This window comes from Micromonospora sp. NPDC051924 (assembly GCF_055586005.1).
This window is the reverse complement of the sequence record NZ_JBVJJA010000007.1, coordinates 93,637-114,251: the sequence shown is the minus strand read 5'-3', so window position 1 is coordinate 114,251 and position 20,615 is coordinate 93,637. Positions and strand designations below refer to the sequence as shown.

At 74.8% G+C, this 20,615-nt stretch carries 21 protein-coding genes and 1 pseudogene; 7 read left to right on the top strand and 15 right to left on the bottom strand.

Going from position 1 to position 20,615, the window contains the following annotated elements:
• Positions 1-4: 4 nt before the first annotated feature.
• Genes ACZ6S5_RS07900 through ACZ6S5_RS07890 form a run of 3 tightly spaced genes read right to left on the bottom strand, consistent with a single transcriptional unit; the run spans position 5 to position 1,633 of the window.
• Positions 5-1,132 (bottom strand): beta-ketoacyl-[acyl-carrier-protein] synthase family protein, encoded by a 1,128-nt coding sequence (locus tag ACZ6S5_RS07900; protein WP_465998905.1) that lies wholly within the window; start codon positions 1,130-1,132, stop codon positions 5-7.
• Complete coding sequence (locus ACZ6S5_RS07895) at positions 1,125-1,370, bottom strand: acyl carrier protein (protein ID WP_465998904.1); 246 nt, start codon at positions 1,368-1,370, stop codon at positions 1,125-1,127. The genes ACZ6S5_RS07900 and ACZ6S5_RS07895 overlap by 8 nt, the downstream gene beginning before the upstream one ends.
• Entirely contained in the window at positions 1,370-1,633 is a 264-nt protein-coding gene (locus tag ACZ6S5_RS07890; protein ID WP_465998902.1) for a phosphopantetheine-binding protein, read from the bottom strand. The genes ACZ6S5_RS07895 and ACZ6S5_RS07890 overlap by 1 nt, the downstream gene beginning before the upstream one ends.
• A gap of 17 nt (positions 1,634-1,650) precedes the next feature.
• On the opposite strand from ACZ6S5_RS07890, the pseudogene ACZ6S5_RS07885 reads away from it, so the two are divergent.
• Positions 1,651-2,250: pseudogene (locus ACZ6S5_RS07885) on the top strand (4'-phosphopantetheinyl transferase family protein); the annotation flags it as partial.
• An 11-nt stretch (positions 2,251-2,261) separates the two neighbouring features.
• On the opposite strand, the gene ACZ6S5_RS07880 reads toward ACZ6S5_RS07885, so the two are convergent.
• The 9 genes from ACZ6S5_RS07880 to ACZ6S5_RS07840 all read right to left on the bottom strand — a co-directional run bounded on the left by ACZ6S5_RS07880 (position 2,262) and on the right by ACZ6S5_RS07840 (position 11,580).
• Positions 2,262-3,644: a class I adenylate-forming enzyme family protein gene (locus ACZ6S5_RS07880; protein ID WP_465998900.1), complete on the bottom strand. Its 1,383-nt coding sequence runs from the start codon at positions 3,642-3,644 to the stop codon at positions 2,262-2,264.
• 312 nt (positions 3,645-3,956) lie between these two features.
• Complete coding sequence (locus tag ACZ6S5_RS07875; RefSeq protein ID WP_465998898.1) at positions 3,957-5,201, bottom strand: beta-ketoacyl synthase N-terminal-like domain-containing protein; 1,245 nt, start codon at positions 5,199-5,201, stop codon at positions 3,957-3,959.
• The gene (locus tag ACZ6S5_RS07870; RefSeq protein ID WP_465998896.1) at positions 5,198-6,466 is read right to left on the bottom strand and encodes a beta-ketoacyl-[acyl-carrier-protein] synthase family protein; all 1,269 of its coding nucleotides are present in this window, start codon (positions 6,464-6,466) and stop codon (positions 5,198-5,200) included. The genes ACZ6S5_RS07875 and ACZ6S5_RS07870 overlap by 4 nt, the downstream gene beginning before the upstream one ends.
• A complete protein-coding gene (locus tag ACZ6S5_RS07865) occupies positions 6,463-6,870 on the bottom strand; it encodes a cupin domain-containing protein (RefSeq protein WP_465998894.1) in 408 nt (135 codons plus the stop codon). The genes ACZ6S5_RS07870 and ACZ6S5_RS07865 overlap by 4 nt, the downstream gene beginning before the upstream one ends.
• The gene (locus ACZ6S5_RS07860) at positions 6,863-7,585 is read right to left on the bottom strand and encodes an SRPBCC family protein (RefSeq protein ID WP_465998892.1); all 723 of its coding nucleotides are present in this window, start codon (positions 7,583-7,585) and stop codon (positions 6,863-6,865) included. Before ACZ6S5_RS07860 ends, ACZ6S5_RS07865 begins: the two co-directional genes overlap by 8 nt.
• Positions 7,582-9,075, bottom strand: a complete 1,494-nt coding sequence (locus ACZ6S5_RS07855; RefSeq protein ID WP_465998890.1) for an acetyl-CoA carboxylase biotin carboxylase subunit — start codon at positions 9,073-9,075, stop codon at positions 7,582-7,584. The genes ACZ6S5_RS07860 and ACZ6S5_RS07855 overlap by 4 nt, the downstream gene beginning before the upstream one ends.
• Positions 9,075-9,542, bottom strand: a complete 468-nt coding sequence (gene accB, locus ACZ6S5_RS07850; protein ID WP_465998888.1) for an acetyl-CoA carboxylase biotin carboxyl carrier protein — start codon at positions 9,540-9,542, stop codon at positions 9,075-9,077. Before accB ends, ACZ6S5_RS07855 begins: the two co-directional genes overlap by 1 nt.
• Complete coding sequence (locus ACZ6S5_RS07845; RefSeq protein WP_465998886.1) at positions 9,539-11,251, bottom strand: acetyl-CoA carboxylase carboxyltransferase subunit alpha; 1,713 nt, start codon at positions 11,249-11,251, stop codon at positions 9,539-9,541. Before ACZ6S5_RS07845 ends, accB begins: the two co-directional genes overlap by 4 nt.
• The gene (locus tag ACZ6S5_RS07840; protein ID WP_465998884.1) at positions 11,248-11,580 is read right to left on the bottom strand and encodes a TcmI family type II polyketide cyclase; all 333 of its coding nucleotides are present in this window, start codon (positions 11,578-11,580) and stop codon (positions 11,248-11,250) included. Before ACZ6S5_RS07840 ends, ACZ6S5_RS07845 begins: the two co-directional genes overlap by 4 nt.
• A 437-nt stretch (positions 11,581-12,017) precedes the next feature.
• Here ACZ6S5_RS07840 and ACZ6S5_RS07835 point away from each other — a divergent pair, with 437 nt between their 5' ends.
• The 5 genes from ACZ6S5_RS07835 to ACZ6S5_RS07815 all read left to right on the top strand — a co-directional run bounded on the left by ACZ6S5_RS07835 (position 12,018) and on the right by ACZ6S5_RS07815 (position 16,083).
• Positions 12,018-12,842 carry an AfsR/SARP family transcriptional regulator gene (locus ACZ6S5_RS07835; protein ID WP_465998882.1) on the top strand — a complete coding sequence of 275 codons (825 nt, stop codon included), beginning with the start codon at positions 12,018-12,020 and terminating at the stop codon, positions 12,840-12,842.
• Positions 12,843-12,992: 150 nt separating this feature from the next.
• Positions 12,993-13,340, top strand: a complete 348-nt coding sequence (locus tag ACZ6S5_RS07830; protein ID WP_465998880.1) for a TcmI family type II polyketide cyclase — start codon at positions 12,993-12,995, stop codon at positions 13,338-13,340.
• 227 nt (positions 13,341-13,567) lie between these two features.
• Positions 13,568-14,341, top strand: a complete 774-nt coding sequence (locus ACZ6S5_RS07825) for a helix-hairpin-helix domain-containing protein (protein ID WP_465998878.1) — start codon at positions 13,568-13,570, stop codon at positions 14,339-14,341.
• Positions 14,342-14,552: 211 nt separating this feature from the next.
• A complete protein-coding gene (locus tag ACZ6S5_RS07820; RefSeq protein ID WP_465998876.1) occupies positions 14,553-15,758 on the top strand; it encodes a low temperature requirement protein A in 1,206 nt (401 codons plus the stop codon).
• A gap of 118 nt (positions 15,759-15,876) precedes the next feature.
• The gene (locus ACZ6S5_RS07815; RefSeq protein WP_452310604.1) at positions 15,877-16,083 is read left to right on the top strand and encodes a hypothetical protein; all 207 of its coding nucleotides are present in this window, start codon (positions 15,877-15,879) and stop codon (positions 16,081-16,083) included.
• 143 nt (positions 16,084-16,226) lie between these two features.
• Here the strand turns inward: ACZ6S5_RS07815 and ACZ6S5_RS07810 are convergent, their stop codons facing one another.
• From ACZ6S5_RS07810 to ACZ6S5_RS07800, 3 genes are all read right to left on the bottom strand, one after another.
• The gene (locus tag ACZ6S5_RS07810) at positions 16,227-18,332 is read right to left on the bottom strand and encodes an APC family permease (RefSeq protein WP_465998874.1); all 2,106 of its coding nucleotides are present in this window, start codon (positions 18,330-18,332) and stop codon (positions 16,227-16,229) included.
• A 199-nt stretch (positions 18,333-18,531) separates the two neighbouring features.
• A complete protein-coding gene (locus tag ACZ6S5_RS07805; RefSeq protein ID WP_465998872.1) occupies positions 18,532-18,951 on the bottom strand; it encodes a hypothetical protein in 420 nt (139 codons plus the stop codon).
• A gap of 121 nt (positions 18,952-19,072) precedes the next feature.
• Entirely contained in the window at positions 19,073-19,933 is an 861-nt protein-coding gene (locus ACZ6S5_RS07800) for an alpha/beta hydrolase family protein (protein WP_465998870.1), read from the bottom strand.
• Between the two features lie 123 nt (positions 19,934-20,056).
• Between ACZ6S5_RS07800 and ACZ6S5_RS07795 the strand changes: the two genes are divergently transcribed.
• Positions 20,057-20,605, top strand: a complete 549-nt coding sequence (locus ACZ6S5_RS07795; RefSeq protein WP_465998868.1) for a CGNR zinc finger domain-containing protein — start codon at positions 20,057-20,059, stop codon at positions 20,603-20,605.
• Positions 20,606-20,615: the final 10 nt, after the last annotated feature.

Genomic DNA, 20,615 nt, shown 5'->3' with positions numbered 1-20,615 from the left:
GCGGTCATGGGGCACCGACCAGGAGGGCGGTGTTGGCGCCGCCGAAGGCGGCGTTCAGGGTCAGCGCGTGGGCAAGCGCCGCGGGGCGGGGGGCGTCGGTGATGACGTCCAGCGGGCAGGACTCGTCGGGGCCGAGGAAGCCGGCGTTGACCGGGAGCTTCCCGTGCCGCAGGGCGAGCACGGTGACCACCAGTTCGAGCAGGCCGGACGCCTCCAGGGCGTGCCCGTGCACCGACTTGGTGGAGCTGACCGGGATCCGGCCGGCGAGGTCACCGAGCGCCGCGCGCAGCGCCGCCGCCTCCGAGGCGTCGCTGTACGGGGTGCCGGTGGCGTTGGCGTTGACGTAGCCGACCGCCGCGGCGGGCAGCCCGGCCCGGCGCAGCGCCGCGGCCACCGCCCGGGCCAGTCCGCGCCCGCGCGGGTCGGGCTGGCAGGGGTGGTACGCATCCCCGGCCCGACCCCAGCCGACCACGGTCGCCAGTGTCGTCGCGCCCCGATGGCGGGCCGCCGGGGCGGACTCCAGCACCACGGCCGCGATCCCGTCGCCGAGCAGCAGCCCCTGCCGTCCGGCGCTGAACGGGCGGACCGCCCCGTCGGCGGCGAACGCCCGGCCGGCGTCGAAGAGCGCGTACTGGTCGGGTTCGACCAGGTAGCCGGCGGCGACGACCACCCGGTCCAGGTCGCCCCGGCCGATCAGGGTGGCCGCGTCGGCGACCGCGGTGCTCGCCGACACGCAGGCGGTGGTGTAGACCCGGGTCCGTCCGCCGAGACCGCAGCGGCGGGCCAGCCGGCCGGCGAGCGCCGCCGGCTCCGGCGGGTCGGCGGTGGGTGCGGGCAGCGCGGGCGGCCCGCCGTGGGTGGCCAGGAAAAGGGCGGACTTTGCCCGCCGCGCCCGGTCCAGCCCGGCCGCCCGGCAGGCGCCGTCGATCGCGTCGGCCAGCTCGTCGGCGAGGGTGCCGACCTCCGGCAGGGTGGCCGCCACGGTGACCCGGCGGCCGGTGGTGTCGAACCGGCGCACCGGCGCGAACGCCGGGGTGCCGGCGAGCACCCCGGCGAGCAGCGCGTCGACGCCCCTGCCGAGGGCGCTGAGCGCGTGGACGCCGGTGATCGTCGGTTGCTCCCGCTCAGCCATCTGCGGGCGCGGTCAGCGAGCTGTGGAACACCGCGAGCGCGTCGTCCACGGTGCGGATGCCGGCGAGCTGGTCGTCGGAGAGATCCAGCCGGCGGTCGTAGCGTTGCTCGACGAGGTGCACCAGCCAGGCCAGCTCCATCGAGCCGATCCGGTCGGGCACCTGGTCGACGGGTTTCGCGGTCAGTTCGGCGAGCATGCTCACCAGGTCAGCTCGCCCCAGGTCGGGCTGACCGGCCATCAGGAGTTGTCGTTCTTCGCGGCCACCCGCTCGGCGACCATGGTGGTGAACTCGCCGACCGTCATCAGGGCCAGCTTCTCCGACTCGTCGTCGGCGAACTTCAGGCCGTACCGGTCCTCCACCCGGACGGCGAGGTCGGCCAGGGCCAGCGACTCGAGGTCGACGCCGGAGGGGCCGAGGGTGGTGTCGTCGTCGAGGTCATCGACGTCGTAGTTCATGTCGGCGAGCTGCTCGATGACGAAGGTGCGGACCTCGTCTCGCATGGCCTTAACCTCTTTCCGTGAACCAGCTACCGGTGCCCGGTCGGGACACCGTGTACGTGTGGACCGGCCGTACCGCCGGCGATCAGCGGGAGCTGACGCGGCGGCTGCTGCGATGCGCGGGTGGCGCGCTGCTCGACCGGGCCGAGGCGGAGATCGGGGTGCGACGGACGCCCGGCGGGCGCCCGGAGGTGTACGTCCCGGACGGGCGGACGCTGCCGGTGAGCGTCAGCCACGTCGACGGGCTGGTGGTGGTGGCCGCCCGGCCGGGCGGCCCGGTCGGGGTCGACGTCGAACGGTGCCGGCGGCTGCCCGCCCTGGCGCTGGCCGACCGCTGGTACGACCCGGCCGAGGCGGCCTGGCTGCGGGCCCGCGACCGGGCCGGCCGGGGGCTGGACTTCCTGCGCCTGTGGACGGCGAAGGAGGCGGTCGGCAAGGCCCTCGGCGCCGGGCTGCGCGACGGCGGACTGCGCCGCCGGATGCCGGCGCCGGGCGGTGATCTGCTGCGCCCGCTCCCTGACCGGCCGGGCCTGCGGGTGGGCCACCCGGAGGCCGGGGACGGCCTGGTGCTCGCGGTGGCGGTGGCCGGGGCGGGCGGACTGGTCGAGGTCGCCCTCGTATAGCGGGCCGGTCATGACGCCGCGTCCCGCAGCACGGTCGCCGAGCGGACCAGCTTGCCGGTGGTGGTGCGCGGCAGCTGGTCGAGCAGGTGCAGGGTATGCGGCCGCTTGTAGCCGGCCAGGCGTTCGGCGAGCAGCTTGTCCAGGGTCTCCTCGGACAGCGGCCCGTCGGGCTGGACGTACGCGGTGATCCCGTCGTCCCAGACCACCACCGCGGCGCCCACCCCGGGCAGCTCGGCGACGGTGGACTCCACCTCGGTGAGGTCGACCTTCATGCCGCCGACCGACACCTGCGAGTCGAGCCGGCCCTTGATGGTGACCAGCCCGGTGTCCGGGTCGACGCTGCCGGCGTCCCGGGTGTGCAGCCAGCCGTCGGCCCAGCGGGTCGGGTCGGCGAGCCCCACGTACGGGGAGGCCGGGCAACTCACCCAGAGCTCGCCGTCCTGTTCCCGGACCCGGATGCCGGGGGCGGGGGCGATGGCGGGCCGGTTCTTCCCGTACAGGTCGGTGCCGATGACGCCGACCTCGGTCATCCCGTACATGTTGCCCAGCGGGACGCCGTAGCGGTCGGTGAAGGCGCGGGCGACGGCGGCCGGGACCAGTTCCCCGCCGGTGGTCATCCGCTTGAGCTGCGGCAGCGGCCCGGCCGGGCGGGTGGAGGCGAGCAGTCCGATGTGGAAGGGCACGCCGAGGACGGTGGCCGGGGTGTCCTCGGCGGCGACGGCGGCGAGGATCGCGTCGCCGCTGAGCCGCTCGGGCGGGCACAGCTCGACCCCGGCGTGCAGCCCGTAGAGGAGTCCGCCGACCAGGCCGAGCACGTGCACCATGGAGGGCAGCAGGATGATCCGCTCGCCGGGGAGGGCGACGCCGTCGATCCGGGTGTACCGGTGCACCTCGCCGACCAGGTCCTCGGCGGTGCGGCCGATCACCTTGGACGGTCCGGTGGAGCCGGAGCTGAGCTGGATGACGGCGTGCGGGCTGCCGGCCGGCCGATCGGAGTATGCCGTGATCGCCTCGGTGACCTCGACGAAGATCCGCAGCGCTCCCCCGCCGGTCCGTTCCGGGGCCACCACCACCTGCGGGGTGAGCCGGTCCAGGGCCCGCGCGACCTCGTGGTCGGTCAGCCGGTGGTCCAGCAGGACGGCCTGGGCACCGCTGCGCCAGGTGGCGAGGAGGTTCACCACGTACGCCAGGGACGGCGGCAGGCGCAGCGCGGCGGCACCGCCGGGGCGCAGTCCGGCGTCGGCGAGCCGGATCTGCGCCTCGCGCACCAGCCGGTGCAACGTGCCCTTGTCGACCGGTTCGGGAAGACGCAGACAAATGTCGGTGGGACGGCCGGTGAACAGGATGTCGTCCACCCAACTCGCCGCTGCCGGCGCAGGATCTTCCGCCATAGGATGTGCTGTCACGACCGCCCACCGCCCAGCATGAAAGTGGGCGATATCCGCCCAACATGTGCGTTCTCCGGGGTGCTGTCGGAACCCTACGACGGTCCGTCATGACATAGCTACATGCAAATGGCTAGATCAAGAAAAGCGGCTGGGTGGATTGCTCAGGATCGATCGGACAGGCAGTATCGGGCCGGTACGCCGGCTCGGTACATCGCCGGCCGCCGACTCCTGCCGTCCTGTCCGGACAGTGCCGAGATCGGAGGAATGGCGGTGTCGGGCTCCCCGGACACCGCCACGTCGCCGACCTGGCGCCCGCTAACCGGCCGGTGGTGGGGGCGCGGCGCCGCGCAGCACCAGGGCGCTGTTGAAGCCGTCGAAGCCGCGCGCGCCGACGAGTGCGATCCGGCTGCGTGGGCGGCGGGGCTGGCGCAGGAAGGTCAGCTCGCACCCCGCGGCCGGTCGCTCGGGGCCGGCGGAGGCGGGCAGCAGGTCGTGCTGGAAGGCGAGCAGCGCGGTGGCCGCGTCCAGCGCCGAACCGCCCTGGTGGGCCCGGCCGGTCAGCGGCTTCTGGGTGGTCACCGGCGGCATGCGGTCACCGAACACCGCGCGGAGGGCGGCCACCTCGGCCCGGTCGTACGTGGGCACGCCGAGCGCGTCCGGCCAGAACACGTCCACGTCGTGCGCGCGGACCCCGGCCCGGTCCAGGGCCAGCCGCAGCGCCCGGGCGTAGTGGGCCGGATCGGGGCCGGCGTCCCGGTCGGTGGGGGCGGCGTCGTGGGTGGCCGCCCAGCCGGTGATCTCGCCGTAGACCCGGGCACCCCGCGCCAGGGCGTGGCCCAGCTCCTCCACCACGAACACCGCGCCGCCCTCGGCGGGCACGTAGCCGCGCGCGTCGGCGTCGAACGGCCGGTACGCCCGCTCCGGGTCCGCCACGTCGCTGAGCAGCCCGGAGCGGAGCTGGCACGCGAGGGCGTACGGGCTGAGCGGGCATTCGGTCGCGCCGGCGATCACCACCGGGGTGCCCCGCCGGACGGTCCGCACCGCGTGGGCGAGGCTGTCCAGCCCACCGGCCGACTCGGACACGGTCACCCCGGACGGGCCCTTGAACTGGTGGCGGATGGAGAGTTGCCCGACGCTGGCGGCGTAGAACCAGGCGATCGACTGGTACGCCCCGACGGTCCGGGTCGGCCCGCCCCAGAGCCGTTGCAGCTCCCGCTGCCCGAACAGGTTCCCGCCCGAGGAGCTGGCCAGCGTCACCGCCCACCGGTACGGGTCGGGCGACACCTCGGGCAGCCCGGCGTCGGCCAGGGCCAGCCGGGTGGCGGCGAAGCCGAGATGGCTCCACCGGTCGGTCTGCACCCGCTGCCGGGTGTCGGCGTACCCGCCCGGGTCGAAGTCGGGCACCTCCCCGGCGACCCGGGCGGGGTAGGTGGCCGGGTCGAACAGGGTTATCGGGCCCGTGCACCGGGTGCCGGCGAGCACGGTGGCCCAGTGCGCCTCGGCGCCGACGCCGCTGGGCGCCACCACCCCGATCCCGGTCACCACCGCCCGGACGGTCACCGGGTCACCGCCAGGCGGCGGAAGAGCATCGCGGACTGGAAGCCGCCGAAGCCGCTGCCCACCGAGAGCGCCACGTCGACCGGCACCTCCCGGGCCTCGTTGGGCACGTAGTCCAGGTCGCATTCCGGGTCGCGGGTGGTCCAGTTGGCGGTGGGCGGCACCACGCCGAACTCGATGGCCAGGGCGCAGGCGGCCATCTCGATCGAGCCGATCGCGCCGAGCGAGTGCCCCACCATCGACTTGATCGAGCTGATCGGCACCCGGTAGGCGGCCGCGCCGAGGGCCCGCTTGAACGCGGCGGTCTCGTGCCGGTCGTTCTGCCGGGTGCCGGAGCCGTGCGCGCTGACGTAGGAGACGGCCGACGGGGCGAGCCGGGCCTGGCGCAGCGCGTCGGCGATGGCCACCGCCATCTCCGCCCCGTCGGGGCGCAGCCCGGTCATGTGGAAGCCGTTGCTGCGGCTGGAGTAGCCGGCCACCTCGCAGTAGACGTGCGCGCCGCGGCGGCGGGCGTGCTCGGCCTCCTCCAGCACGAGCACCGCGGCTCCCTCGGCGAGGACGAAGCCGTGCCGGTCGGCGTCGAACGGCCGGGAGGCGTGCTCCGGGTCGTCGTTGTCCGGGCTGGTCGCCTGGATGGCGTCGAAGGAGGCGACGGTGACCGGGGAGATCGGCGAGTCGGCGGCCCCGGCCAGCACGATGTCCGCCTCGCCGTCGGCGACCAGCTGGTGGGCGTACCCGATGGCGTCGATGCCGGAGGTGCAGCCGGTGGAGACCACCTGGGCCGGGCCGTGCAGGCCGTGCCGGCAGGCCACGTCGGCGGCCAGGCTGCTGGGGACCAGCGCCTGGTAGAGGTACGGGCCGCCGAGGGCGTGGTCGACCAGCCAGTGTCGGCCGGAGTCGCTGACCCGCACGTACTCCCGTTCCAGGGCCATGGTGCCGCCGACGGCGGTGCCGAGGACCACGCCGGCGCGGTCGCGCGCGGCGTCGGTGAGGGTGAGGCCGCTGTCGGCGAGCGCCTCGGTGGAGCAGGCCAGGGCGAACTGTACGTACCGGTCGGCACGCTGCCGTTCGGCCAGGGTGATCCCGGCGGCGTCGGGATCGAAGTCGCACTCGGCGGCGATCTGCGAGCGGAACGGCGACGGGTCGAAGAAGCTGATCCGGCGGGTGGCGGTGCGCCCCTCGGTGATGGTCTTCCAGAACCGGTCCCGGGTGGCCCCGCCGGGGGCGACGACGCCGACGCCGGTGACCACCGTCCGCCGGCCGGTCACGACGGTTCCCGGGGTGGCGGCGCGACCTCGGTGTCGACGTGGCCGAGTTCGGGGCGGGGGGCGAGGGGGCCGAGGTGGAAGACCACCTCGGCCGCCTCGTCGCCGGTGTTGCGCAGCCGGTGCCGGACGCTCCGGGAGACGAAGAGCGCCTCCCCGGCGGCCAGCGGCACCGGACGGTCGTCCAGGTCGACGGTGATGGCGCCGCGGGCGACGTAGAGAAACTCCTCGCTGTAGGGGTGGTAGTGCTCCGCGATCCGCTCCCCGGGGGCGAGGGCCGCCACGCCCATGAAGCCGGAGGTGCTGCCGACGGTCTTCGGGCCGAGCAGCACCCGCAGTTCGCCGCCGCGCCGCCGGTCGGCGGGGACGTCCCGGGCGGCGATCGGGGCGGTGGTGGTGTCAGGCATCGCGACCTCCCTGGCCGGCCTCGGCCGCCCGCCGCTCGATCCGCTGCTTGATCACGGCGAGCTGGACCTTGCTGTTGGTGTTGATCCGTTCGGTCATGCCGGCGTTGTCGACGGGCGCGTCCGGCTTCATGGCGAAGTCCTGCACCCAGGTCATCCGGGTGCCGCCGGGGATCTCGTCGTAGCGCCAGTGGATGCGCATGTACTCGAACGGGCCGGTCTCCACCCGGTGGGCGTGGACCTGCCGGGTGGCCGGGTCGGCGGTGCGTTCGCTGACCCAGCTCCAGGCCACCCCGTTCTCGTCGGGGTGCATGGTGAGCCGGAACCGCACCGTGTCGCCCTCCCGGCGCAGGATCTCGGCGACGGCGTACTCGGTGAACAGGTCGGGCCAGTGGGCGACGTCGTTGGTGACGTCCCAGACCAGGGGCAGCGGGGCGGCGATGTCGATCGCGTTCTCGGTGTGTCCGGGCGGGTCGGCCTTCCGGGCCACCAGGTCGGCAACGCCGGCGATGCTGAGCTGGCTGGCCTGCTCGGGGATCTTCACCCGCCACCGGTCGGCGACGACCGCGGACAACTCCAGCAGGGCGAGCGAGTCCATGCCGAGTTCCTCGAGGCTGGCGGCCGGCGTGCGGGCGGCGGCCTCCGCGTCCAGGCCACAGTGGGTGACCAGGATGTCGGTGATCTCGCTGGCGAGCTGGCGGTCGGGGGCGACGGTCATCGGGTCCTCCTGACGGGCGGGCCGGCGGCGGGCGCGGCGGTGACGGGCGTACGGCCGGCCGGGTGGGCCTCGGCGCGGGCGGCGGCTGGGGGATCGGTGCCGGGCACGGCGGGTACGGCGGCGGGGGGCCGGGTCGCGTCGGGCGGGGTGAGCAACTGGTCCACCAGTCCGGTGGTGTGCCGGGCGGCGCGGAAGACGGGGTCGCGCAGCACCCGCCGGACGAACGGGATGGTGGTACGGACACCCGGTCCGGCCACCTCGAACTCGCCGAGCGCGCGGTCCAGGCGGTCCAACGCGCCGGCCCGGTCCGGCGCCCAGACGGCCACCTTGGCCAGCAGCGAGTCATAGTGCGGGCTGACCAGGTAGCCCGGGTGGCCGTGGGTGTCGACCCGGGTGAACGGGCCGCCGGGCGGCCGGAACCGGTCGAGCCGGCCGGGCGCGGGGGCGAAGTCGCGGCCCGGGTCCTCCGCGTTCACCCGGCACTCGATGGCCACCCCGCGCAGCCGGATCTGGTCCTGTCGCCAGCGCAGCGGCGTCCCGGCGGCGATGTGCAGCTGCTCGTGCACCAGGTCCACGCCGGTGACGAGCTCGGTGACCGGGTGCTCGACCTGGATCCGGCAGTTGATCTCCAGGAAGTGGCACCCCTCCGCCTCGTCGACGAGGAACTCGACGGTCCCGGCGCCGGTGAAGCCGACCGACAGGACGCCGCGCAGGGCGATCTCGGCGAGGGTGTCCAGGGTGGCCGGTCGCAGCGCCGGGGCGGGGCCCTCCTCGATCAGCTTCTGGTGGCGGCGCTGCACCGAGCAGTCCCGGGTGCCCAGGTGGATGCCGTTGCCGTGCCCGTCGCAGAGCACCTGCACCTCGACGTGCCGGGCGTCGGTGAGGTACCGCTCGACGTACACCCGGTCGTCGCCGAAGGCGACCTGGGCGGCGGCCCGGGTGCGGGCGTACGCGCGGGGCAGGTCCGCGGCGGCGCGGACCACGGTCATCCCGCGCCCGCCCCCGCCGGCGGCGGCCTTGACGATCACCGGGTACCCGACCTCGGCCGCCACCGCCAGGGCGTCGGCCACCGTCGGCACGGTCCGCACGCTGCCCGGTGGCAGCGGCAGCCCGGCCCTGCTCATCAGCGCCCGGGCGATGGACTTGTCGGCCAGGGCGGACATCACCTGCGGCGGCGGCCCGACGAAGGTGAGCCCGTTCTCCGCGCAGATCTCGGCGAAGTCGGCGTCCTCGGAGAGGAAGCCGTAGCCGGGGTGCACGGCCTGTGCCCCGGTCTGCCGGGCGGCCTCGACGATCGCGGCGGCGTTCAGGTAGCTCTGCCGGCTGGCGGCCGGTCCGATTCGGACGGTCTCGTCGGCCAGCCGGACCGGCAGCGAGTCGGCGTCGGCGCTGGAGTGCACCACCACGGTCCGTATCCCCAGCTCCCGGCAGGCCCGCAGCACCCGCAGCGCGATCTCGCCCCGGTTGGCGATCAGCACCTTCTCGAACATCAGTCACCCCGCGCGGTGAGCGGTTCCAGGGCGATCAGCGGCTGGTCGTACTCGACGGGTTTGCCATCCTCGACCAGCACCTCGGCCACCCGCCCGGTCTGGTCGGCGGCGACCTCGTTCATCAGCTTCATCGCCTCGACGATGCCGACCACCTGGCCGGGTCGAACCAGGTCGCCGACGGCGACGAAGGGCGCGGCGCCGGGTTCCGGGCCGCGGTAGAACGTGCCCACCACGGGCGCCCGCACGGCCCGCCGGTCCGACGTCGGCGCGGGCTGCGCCGCCGGCTCCGAGACCGGTTCTGGGTCGGCGCGTGGCACGGCCGCCGGTCCGTGCCATTCGACCTCCAGCATCGTGCCGCCGCTGCGCAGCCGGACCCGGCGGACCGGGCCGGCCAGCTCGGCGACGAGTCGGCGGGCCTGCCGGCGCAGCCCGTCCAGCACGTCCTCCGGACCCTCCCCCGCGCTCATCGCGCCGGCTCCGCCGTGCGGGCCGCGCCGTAGCGGCGGAACCGCTGCCGGCGGCGCCGGACCAGGGTGGCCGGCGGCACGTCGAGCAGCGCCGTGAGGTTCGCCGCCAGGGCCCGGCCGAGCAGGTCGGCGGCGCCGGCCGGATCGCCGTGGGCGGCGGGCTCGGGTTCGGGGACCACCTCGTCGACCACCCCGAGCCGGCGCAGGTCGGCGGCGGTGAGCCGCAGCGCGCGGGCGGCCTGCGGGGCCGCGGAGCTGTCCGGCCAGAGGATCGCCGCGCAGCCCTCCGGGCTGATCACCGAATAGACGGCGTGTTCGAGCATCAGCACGCGGTCGGCGACCGCCAGCGCGAGGGCCCCGCCGCTGCCGCCCTCCCCGGTGACCACCGCGACCACCGGGGTGGGCAGCACGCTCAGCGCCAGGATGTTCTCGGCGATGGCCGCCGCCTGCCCCTGCTGCTCCGCGTCGACCCCGGGGTCGGCGCCGGGGGTGTCCACCAGGGTGACCACCGGCAGGCCGAGCCGGGCGGCGAGGCGCATCAGCCGCAGCGCCTTGCGGTGCCCGGCCGGGCTGGCCATGCCGAAGTTGTGGGTGACCAGCTCGGCGGTGGTGTGTCCCTTCTGATGGCCGATCACCATGACCGGCCGGCCGTCGAGCCGGGCCAGCCCGCCGAGCACGGCCGGGCAGTCCGCGCCGAGCCGGTCGCCGTGCAGTTCGACGAAGCCGTCGAAGGCGGTCTCCAGGTAGTCCAGGGTGGTCGGCCGGCCGGGGTGCCGGGCGGTGCGGACCGTCTCCCAGGCGTCCCGCTCCGGGCCGGCCGCCGTCGCGGGCGCGGCGACGCCGCCCACGGGCGTGGGTCGGGGCGCCGGCTGCTGCCGGGGTACGGGTGGACGCCGGGCGGCCCGGCCGGCGCGGGCCGCGCCGAGCAGGGCGGTCAGCCGGCCGCGCAGCGCGTGCCGGGGCACCACCATGTCCACCTGCCCGTGCCGGAGCAGGAACTCGGCGGTCTGGAAGCCCTCGGGCAGGGTGGCGCCGGTGACCTGGCGGATCACCCGGGGGCCGGCGAAGCCCATCCGGGCCCCGCTCTCGGCGAGCACGACGTCGGTGTTGGTGGCGAAGGAGGCCGCCACGCCGCCGTACGTCGGGTCGGTGATGACGCTGACGGAGAGCAGGCCCGCCTCGCGCAGCCCGGCGATGGCCTGGCTGACCGTGGCCATCTGCATCAGCGACAGCGCGCCCTCCTGCATCCGGGCGCCGCCGGAGGCGGTGACCAGCACCAGCGGCACCTCCTCCGCGAGCGCGTGTTCGGCGGCCCGGGTGATCAGCTCGCCGACGGCGCAGCCGAGGCTGCCGCCGAGGAAGCGGAAGTCCATCACCGCCAGGGCGACGGGGTGCCCGCCGATCCGGGCGGTGCCGCAGAGCACCGCCTCGTCCAGCCGGGTGCCGGCGCGCGCCGCGCTGAGCCGGTGCGGGTACGGCAGCACGTCGACGAAGCCGATCGGGTCGACCCGTACCGCCCGCTCCGGCAGCGGGGTGAACGACTCCGGGTCGGTCAGCTGCGCCACCCGGTCGGGGGCGTCGAGCCGGGCATGCGATCCGCACTCGGGGCAGACGTCCAGGTTGCGCCGCAGCCGCTTGCGGTACAGCAGCGAGGCGCATCCGTCGCACCGGGACCAGAGCTGCTCGTCGCGGGGAGCGGTGGTGGTCACGGCCGCCGTCCGGGGGCGTCGTACCGGTAGAAGCAGTGCGCCATGGCGTCCCGCGGGGACCGCCAGGTCGTCAGGTACGGCGAGATGTACGGCCGCAGCCGCTCGCTGACCCGGACGAACTCGGGGTGGCCCCGGGCGTCCTCCACCGCGCCCTCGGTCGGCCGCTCCGTCTCCAGCAGGTGCACGTACAGGTCGTGCAGCCGGTAGAGCGAACGGTGCCGGACGCCGACCAGGCCGGGCAGGTCGGTCGCGTCGGACTCGGCGAAGATCTCGGCGACCCGTTCCTCGGCGGTCGGCAGCACCTTGGCGACGATGAGCGAGCGGTCCATGGACAGCCTCCCCTGGGATGCGTTCCGGGGCGAGCGCCACCGGTCCGCCGGACGACTGCCGCCACGGTGCCGCCGGGGGCGTCAACGCGGCGTCATCGGATCGCCATCCGGGCCCGGCTCTCGTGACGCTGCGTTGACGCTAGCTGTGCGTAAGCTATGGGGAGATCAACTTACCGGTACCGGCATGGCGACACTTCCTCGCAGTTCAGCGTAGTTTTGAGCGAGTCCAGGAGAGACGGTCGCATTGATGACGAGCTGTTGACCCAGCGTAACCATCGTTGATAATCTCCGTCTTTGTCAGCCCGGCGACAGCGGCGTCCGCCGCCGAGGCGGAGCCGCTCCGACACCGGGGTCGCGGGCAGCCGAGCCGGGCATCAGCAGACGGTCGGGACGTGGGTTCCGGTGCAGGGGGTGCGCCCGTGTCCGGTCAATCGAGAATGCCGACGGCCGGGGACCCGTCCGCCCCGCGGGTGTCGCTGCACCTGCTGGGCGGCTTCCGGCTGCTGCACGACGACGTCCCGGTGGTGGTGCCCCGGGGCCTGCAACGGGTCATCGCCCTGATCGGACTCCACCCGTCCGCCACCCGCAGCCACCTGGCCGGCCTGCTCTGGCCGGAGACCTCGGAGGAACGGGCGTTGTCGTCGCTGCGGACCGCCCTGTGGCGGTTGCGCCAGGACCCGTGCTGCCCCTTGTTCACCGACGGTGACACCGTCCGGCTCGGCGACACCGTCTACCTCGACGTCGACGAGCTGGTCGAGGCCGCCGCCCGGGTCCGCGACGGCGAGATCCCCCGTACCGCCGGCGCCACGGCCCGGCACGACCTGCTTCCCGGCTGGTACGACGACTGGGTGCTGCTGGAGCGGGAACGACTGCGCCAGCTGCGGCTGCACATGCTGGAGGAACTCGCCGGCAACCACCTCGCCGCCGGCCGGCACGGCGAGGCCCTGGAAGCGGCCCTGGAGGCGATGGCCGCCGAGCCGTTGCGGGAGACGCCGCACCGCCTGGTGGTCCGGATCCACCTGGCCGAGGGGAACGCCTTCGAGGCGGTGCACGCCTTCTACGTCTACCGGGACCTGCTCCTGCGCGAGCTGCGGCTGGAGCCCTCCGCCGCGATGTGCGCGCTGCTCGCCGACACGCTCGCCCCGATCCGCCACGCCACCCGGCGGGAGCCGCCGCCGCGCCGCACCGACCGCACCGGACCGCCCGGCACCCCGGCACCGCAGCGCGGCCCGACCGCGCCCGCCGGCCCCGGCCAGCGGTGACCCGGCGACGCCGGCCACAAGGGACGTCACGGCCGATGTCACCGACGCACGCCCGTCGGTGACGGGGAGGTGACAGCCGCTCGGCAACGCTGTGGCCCACACGGCGTCCGCCACTCCTCGGCGGGGGCAGCACCGGCGAGAGGGGTCCCGATGAGCCGACTGTTGGTCGTCAGCCGGATCGTGCCCGGCGCGCAGGGACGGGTGGCACAGATCTTCGCCGAGTCCGACGGGACCGAGCTACCCCGCCTGACCGGCGTCCGCCACCGGTCCCTGTACTACCTGCACGACCTCTGCGTACACCTTATGGAGACCACGGACGTCGACCCGGACGTGGCGGCCGGGGCGCGCGAGCACCCGCTGTACCGGATGGTGAACGAGCGGCTCTCCGCGCACACGTCGCCGTACCTGCCGACGTGGCGCTCCCCGCGGGACGCCGTGGCCGACTGCTTCTACAGCTGGGACGCCGCCGACACGCCGGCGCCCCGGCCGCTCTGCTGAGGCGGCGCTCGGCCGGGGCGCCCGGACCCGCACGGCACCAGGGTCCGGGACGCCCCCTTGTGGCCGGCCGTGGCACACGCTCGGTCATCCCACCGCCACGGGCCGACACCACCCCGTCCCACCAGCGACGAGAGCGGCGGACCTCTCTGTCGCCGCCGCCGTGCGTGTGCGAAGCTGCCCCGAGTTTTCTCGCGATTGTCACGCACACACATACGAGGAGGTTGGCCGTGCCGTCGAGTTTCGGGCAATGGCTGGTCCTGATCCTGGCCCTGCTGGTGGGACTGGTGGTCGGCTGGGTGGTGAGCGGTCGACGGGCCGCTGCCGAGCCGGCGACGACCACGGTGGAGGGTGAGCCGGCGGCCGGGGCCACCGTCGACGAGGAGCGGCCGGAGGCCGTCGTCGACGAGGTTCCCGCGCCGACCGCGGTGACCGAGGAGCCGGCCCCGGTGGAGCAGGAGGCTCCGCCGGCCGCCGCCACCCTGGCCGCCGAGGCCACCACCCTGCCCTCCACCGAGAGTTCCGACACCACGCCCGCCGAGGTCGTCGCCGCCGACGCGGCGGTCGAGGCCCAGCCGGAGCCGGTCGCCGAGCCGGCCGTCACCGAGCCGGCCGTCGCGGAGCCGGCCGTAACGGAGCCGGCCGTCGCGGAGCCGGTCGCGGCGCAGGAGGGCGCCGGCCCGGCGGTCGTGCCCGCGCCGCGCGCCGCCGTGGAGGACGCCGCGCCGGCCGCGGCGGAGAGCGGCACCGACGCGCCAGCGGACGACTTCCGCCGGATCCAGGGCGTCGGGCCGAAGATGGCCGCCGCCCTGCAGGCCGCCGGCATCCGTACGTACCAGCAGCTCGCCGAGCTGGACGAGGCAGCGCTGCGGGAGACCATCAGGGCCGCCGGCCTGCGTGCCGCGCCGAGCCTGGCGACCTGGTCGCAGCAGGCGAAGCTGCTGGCCGGCGCCCGCGCCGAGGCCGAGCAGGCGCTGCCGGCGGGCACCGGCGAGGACGCCTGACCTGTCCCCGGGCCGGTGGGCACCGCCTACCGGCCCGGGACACCACGGGGACGGCCGGCCCGCGCCGCCTGCCTCGCGGTTTCCGCCCGAGCCGGCGCCCGGGCAATCGGGTGGAAAGGGCGGAACGGACACGAGCATGCGCGACCGTCGCTACGGTCGGTGAAGGGCCGGACGGCCCGCCGCGCCGATCCCGCCACCGCAGGAGCAGCTCGTGCCCTTCGCCACGCCGGAGCAGCCCGCCAACCGGCGGCCCCCGGTTCGTGACCCCGAGTCACCCCGTCGGGTGACCCTGCTGGAGCTCTTCTTCGACCTGGTGTACGTGGTCGCGCTCGCGCTCATCTCCCGCGGCCTCATCACCCACCTCGGCTGGGAACAGGCCTTCCAATCGCTGATCATGCTGATGGCGATGTGGTGGACCTGGGCGATCACCACCCTGGTCACCGACATGTACGACGCGCGGCGTCCCGAGATCAAGCTGCTGATCGCCGGCGTGATGTTCGGCGCCCTGCTGATGACCACCGCCATCCCCGAGGCCTTCGGCGCCCGTGGGCTCGTCTTCGCCGGGACGTACGTGGCGATCCATATCGGACGCGGACTCTTCCTCATACCGGCGGTCCGGCACCATCGGCAGACCCAGCGCCGAGCAGCCCGGATCTTCGTCTGGTTCGCCGTCTCCGCGCTGCCATGGCTGATCGGTGGGGCGATCACCCACGGTGACGTCCGGGAGTGGCTCTGGGCGCTGGCCCTGGCCATCGACTACGTCGGCTTCCGCCTGGCCTACCCGGTACCCGGCCTGGGTGTAGTGCCGGACACCCAGCGCAACATCACCGCGGAGCACCTCTCCGAGCGCTACCAGCAGTTCTTCATCATCGCCCTGGGCGACGCCATCCTCGTCACCGGAACCGTCTTCAGCCTCCACCACTCCGAGGTGGAGAACATCGCCGCCTTCACCATCGCCTTCTTCACCACCCTGCTGCTCTGGCGGATCTACACGCACAAGTCCGGGGAGCTGCTGCCGCACGCCATCGCCCAGTCGAAGCAACCGAGCCGGTTCCTGCACACCGCGCCCTACACCCACCTGCTGCTGGTGGCCGGCGTGGTGACCACGGCTGCGGGTTTCGACCTGGTGCTGCTCGAACCGACCGGGCACACGCCGCCGGCCTGGGTGGCCGTCATCCTCGGCGGGCCAGCGATGTTCCTGGCCGGTCGCGCCGCCTTCGAGTACGAGGTGTTCAGCCGGGTCTCCCGCTCCCGGCCCGGCGGGCTGCTGGCGCTGCTCACCATCGCACCGGCTGCGCTGTTCCTCGCGCCGGTCTACGCCGCGTTCGGCGCCATGCTGGTGCTCGCCGGCGTGGCGATCGCCGACCACCTGCGCAGCCGGGGACGGCCGCCGGAGGACCCGTCCCCGCCGCACTGAGCCGGCCGGGCATGGTCGGAATCAGCCGCGCCGATCGCCCCGCGCCGTTTGACCGGACACCCGCTCTGGGTATCAGGCCTCCACCTCGAACTCACCACAACCCCCGTGGAGGCAACCCATGCGCGGCACCTCGATAGTCGGCGTCCTGGTCGTCATCTGGCTCATCATCGGCGCGATCGCCGCCGGCCAGCGCGGCTACTACAGCAACGACGACACCAACTGCGCCGAGGCGGGCACCATCCTGGTCACCATCGTGGCCGGTCCGCTGAACTACATCGGCGCCAACCCCAAGGTGGACTGCAAGCTCCCCGAGCCGTCCAAGTAGGTCACCCCGCTCTCCGGCCCGCGCCCGCTCCCCCGAGGCGCGGGCCTTGTCGTGTCCGGGCCGACAACCCCCCGTACGGCCGTGCGGTCGGCGTACCCGGGAGGCGGTCGGCGCGCGGGGAGGGCGGCGGGCCGCGACGGCCCTCAGCCGCCGACGTGGATGCCGGGACGGCGGGTGGGGTCCGGCTCGGACTTGCGGATGATCTCGCGGACCACCGGCGGGGTGTCGCCGCGGCCGAGGATCAGGTAGCGCAGCAGGTGCGCGATCGGGTTGCCCTCGGACCACTCGAAGTGGCAGTGCGGCCGGACCCCGGTGGCGTTCTGCAGGGCCAGCAGGATGGCGGCGATGGCGTTCGGCGCGGCCGGGCTGTCGGCGCGCAGGATGCGGTAGCCGCCGACCTCCACCCCGTGCACCCGCAGCACCCCGCTGAACTGCGACGGGTCGGAGATGTCGATCTCCAGGAAGAGCACGTCGGCGGCGCCGGGCACGGGGTTCATCCCACGCTGCGCCCGCTCCTTGACCCGGTACTCCTTGACCGAGCCGCTCTGCCGCTTGTTGGCGATCAGGTGCAGCCGGCCGTCGTGGGCGATCGAGTCGGCGACGAACGTGCGGGCCGCCTCGTCGAACTCGATCCGCTCGGCCCGCAGCTCGGTGGTCCGGGACACCCGGGAGATCAGCGAGACGGCGATGATGCCCGCGATGAACAGCCCGGAGATGGCGATGCCGTCGGGCTTCGAGATGACGTTCTCGGTGAGGGCGTAGAGCAGCACCACGGTGAGCACCGCGAAACCCACCCCGGCCAGGCGGCGCCGCGAGGAGTACGCGGAGATGGTCACCGCGATGGCGCCGGAGACCATCATCGCCAGGATCCCGGTGGCGTACGCCCCGGCCTGGGCGTTGACGTCGGCGCGGAAGGCGACCGTGATGGCGACGCTGATCGCGGTGTAGACCAGCACCACCGGGCGGACCGCCCGCGACCACTCCGGCGCCATGCCGTACGAGGGCAGGTAGCGGGGCACGATGTTGATCAGGCCGGCCATCGCGGACGCCCCGGCGAACCAGAGGATGAGGATGCTGCTGATGTCGTAGACCGTGCCGAACGCCTCGCCCAGGTGCTCGTGCGCCAGCCAGGCCAGGGCCCGGCCGTTGGCGGCCCCGCCGGGCTGGAACTCCTTCGGCGGGATCAGCACGGTGGTGACGAACGTGGTGGCGATGAGGTAGACCGACATCACCAGCGCGGCGGTGGCCAGCAGCTTGCGGGTGTTGCGGATGCGGGCTTCCAGCCGTGCCTCCGCGTCCGCGGCGTCCCCCTTGACCAGCGGCATCATGCTCACCCCGGTCTCGAAGCCGGACAGCCCCAGGACCAGCAGCGGGAAGGCGAGCACGCTGGTGCGCAGCACGTCCCCGGCCCCGCCGAGTTCGGTGAGCCGGGCGGTCCAGTCGCCGACCGTGGACGGGTCCGCGGCGACGTCGACGAGGCCGGCGACCACGATCACCGCGTTCAGCCCGAGGAAGACCGCGACCAGCGGGATGGCGACCTGCACCGCCTCGCTGAATCCCATCAGGAAGACCCCGCCGAGGATCAGCAGCAGCACCACGGTCACCAGCACCGCGGCGGTGCCGCCGTGCGGGAAGGACTCCGGCAGGACCGGGTTCTCCAGCAGGTGGACGGTGGCGTCGGCGGCGGACAGGGTGATCGTGATGATCCACGAGGTGGCCACGAAGCCGAGCAGCACCAGCACGAAGATCTTGCCGCGCCAGAAGGGCAGCAGCCGTTCCAGCATGGCCACCGAGCCCTGGCCGTGCGGGCTCTCCCGGGCCACCCGGCGGTACATCGGCAGCATGCCGAGCAGGGTCAGCGCCACGATCAGCAGGGTCGCCAGCGGGGAGAGCGCCCCGGCCGCGACCGCGGCGATGCCGGGCAGGTAGGACAGGGTGGAGAAGTAGTCGACGCCGGTCAGGCACATCACCTGCCACCACGGGTGCGCGGGCGCCTGGTGCTCCCGGGTCTCCGGGCCGACCGGCTGCACCCGGTGCTCGAAGAGCCACCGGGCCAGCCGGCTGGTCGGCTCGGGCGGGCGGGCGGGGGTGTCCACGCACGCCGGCACCCCGGCCGGCCCCCGCCGGGCCCGGTCACCGTGTTCCGGGTCGCGCGCCGCGCGCAGCGCCCGGTCCGCCGCCGCGGTCTGCGCCTGGTTGCGCCGCCCCCGCGCACGCCGGGGCTGCGCCCCGTCCCGCCCGTCCGCCATCTGCACCCCTTCAGGCCCTGATCCGACGGTAGGCGGTACCCCGGGTCCGGCCCGCTGGAACCCGACAAGCCGGAAAAGATCATCCGGCCGGCCGGGTGGCGTCGGGGAGCGCAGGTCGCGGCAGGTTGCGGTGTCCGATGGGCCGGAAACCGCGAGATGCCCTATGCCGCGCGGCGGGCCGGGACGCGCCCGCCCGCGGTCAGCCGGGCGGGGTCAGCACGGCGTCCCGCAGCGCCTCCGGGTCGGTCACGGTCACCGTGACCGCCGGGTGGCGCGGCCAGGGGCCGGGCACCAGGGCCGGTACCGGGGTGGCGAACCGGAGGCAGACCCCGGCGGCCACGCTGCTGCCGAAGGTCACCCCGCCGTCGGCCAGGGACAGGTGCGGTCCGATCGCCCGCCACCAGCGGTACGGGCCGCCGAGTTCCGCCCCGGTGAGGTTGTCCCGGGCGGTGCGCAGCAGCCACGGACCGAACCGGACCACCAACTCGTCGGGGCCGAACTCGACCCGGGCGGTCTCCGGGCGTATCCCGAGCAGGGCCAGGGGCACCCGGAACGCCGGGTCGAAGCGGAACGCGAAGCGGCGGCTCGGGCCGGGCCGGGCGGGGTCGTGGTGCGCCATGGCGGCGACGTACCCGGCGCGGCCGGTCCGACACCCGGTCAGCCCGGGCCGGCCCAGCCGCCGCCGCGCACGCCGGGACCGGCCGGCACCCCCCGGGCCGGCCGGTCCCCTCCCCTTCGGGTCATCCGCGCAGGTCCAGGCGGTCGGCCAGCCAGGCGAGCCGGTCGTCGCGGACCCGGGCGGCGCCGAGGTCGTGCTCCTCGCGGGGATAGAGCAAGACCCGGGCCTGCGGCGCGGCCGCTGCGAAGGCGGCGCGGGTCTCCGGGCCGACGAACCGGTCCGCGGCGGCGAACTGGAGGTACGCCCCGGCGCCGAGCGGCCCCACCAGGTCCACCGGGTCCAGCCCGGCGAACACCGCCCGGTACGCCGCCCGCTCCGCCTCGGGCAGCTGGAGCCAGTACAGGTCGAACCAGTTCGCCCAGGTGGCGTCCGGCGCGAGGAGCACCGCGGTCCGCAGCCCGGGCTCCGCGGCGGCGAGGTCCACGGCGTACATCGCGCCGTAGTCGTGGCCGACCACGGCGGTGCGGGTCACGTCCACGCCGGGCTCGGCGAGCAGCCGCCGGTACGCCTGCCGCACCGCGTCGAGCTGGGCGGTCACCGCCGCGCGGTCCCGGGCGTCGCCGACCGGGTCGCCGGCCCACGGGAAGGTGAGCTGGGGCAGCAGGGAGACCACCCCGCGCCCGGCCAGCGTGGTCGCCTCGGCGAGGAACTCGGTCCGGTCCTGGTTGGCCCGGCCCGGCTCGAACCAGTGCAGGTCCAGCACGCCGGCCAGCCCGCCGCCGGAGCGTTGCGGCCGGACCAGCCAGGCCCGGACGGCCGGCTGCCCGGGCACCGAAATCTCGATGTCCCGGACCAGCACGGCGTCCGGGTGGCCCTCGGCGGCGGCCTCGGCGGGCGCCTCCGCGCGCGCCCCGCCGGCACCGCCGAGCGCGCCGGTGACCAGCAGCACGGCCGTGGACACGAGTACGGACAGACGTCGCACCCCACACCTCCATAAGTTCTTAAACACGTTTTACAACTGATGACGCTAGGATGGCGGGCGGCGATCGGTCAAGGCGGGAGGTACGACGGACGTGTCGGCAATCGGACGGCGGAACGGGCCCGGATGAGCGCGGTGCCACCCCTGGAACCCGCGCTGCGGCTCGCCGTCGCGCTGCTGCACAGCTACTGGGTGCTCCAGGATCCGGTCGACCAGCTCTCCGTGGCCCGGCTGCGGGCCGTCGGCCGGGAACTCGGCCTCGCCGAGGTCACCGAGCCGCTCGGCGAGCCGGACCTGCCCCGGCTGCGGGACCTGCGGGAGCGCCTCTACCAGGTCTTCGCCGCGCCCGACCCGGCCAGCCGGGTGACCACCCTCAACGAGGTGCTGGCGGAGGTCAGCGCGGGCACCACGGTCGAGTCCGCCCCGGACGGCACGCTGCGGCTGGCGCCGCTGCCCCGCCCCGGGTCGGTCGGGCCGTTCGCGGCCGTGGTCACCGGGGCGCTCGCCCGGGCCGCGGCGACCGGCGGGACGGACCGGTTCGGGGTCTGCGCGGCCGACCCGTGCCGGGCGCCCTACCTGGACCGGACCCGGGCGGGCCGGCAACGGTACTGCTGCGAGCTGTGCAACAACCGGGCCGCCGCGGCGGCGTACCGGAGCCGGTCCCGCCGCGGCTGAGCCCCGGCGG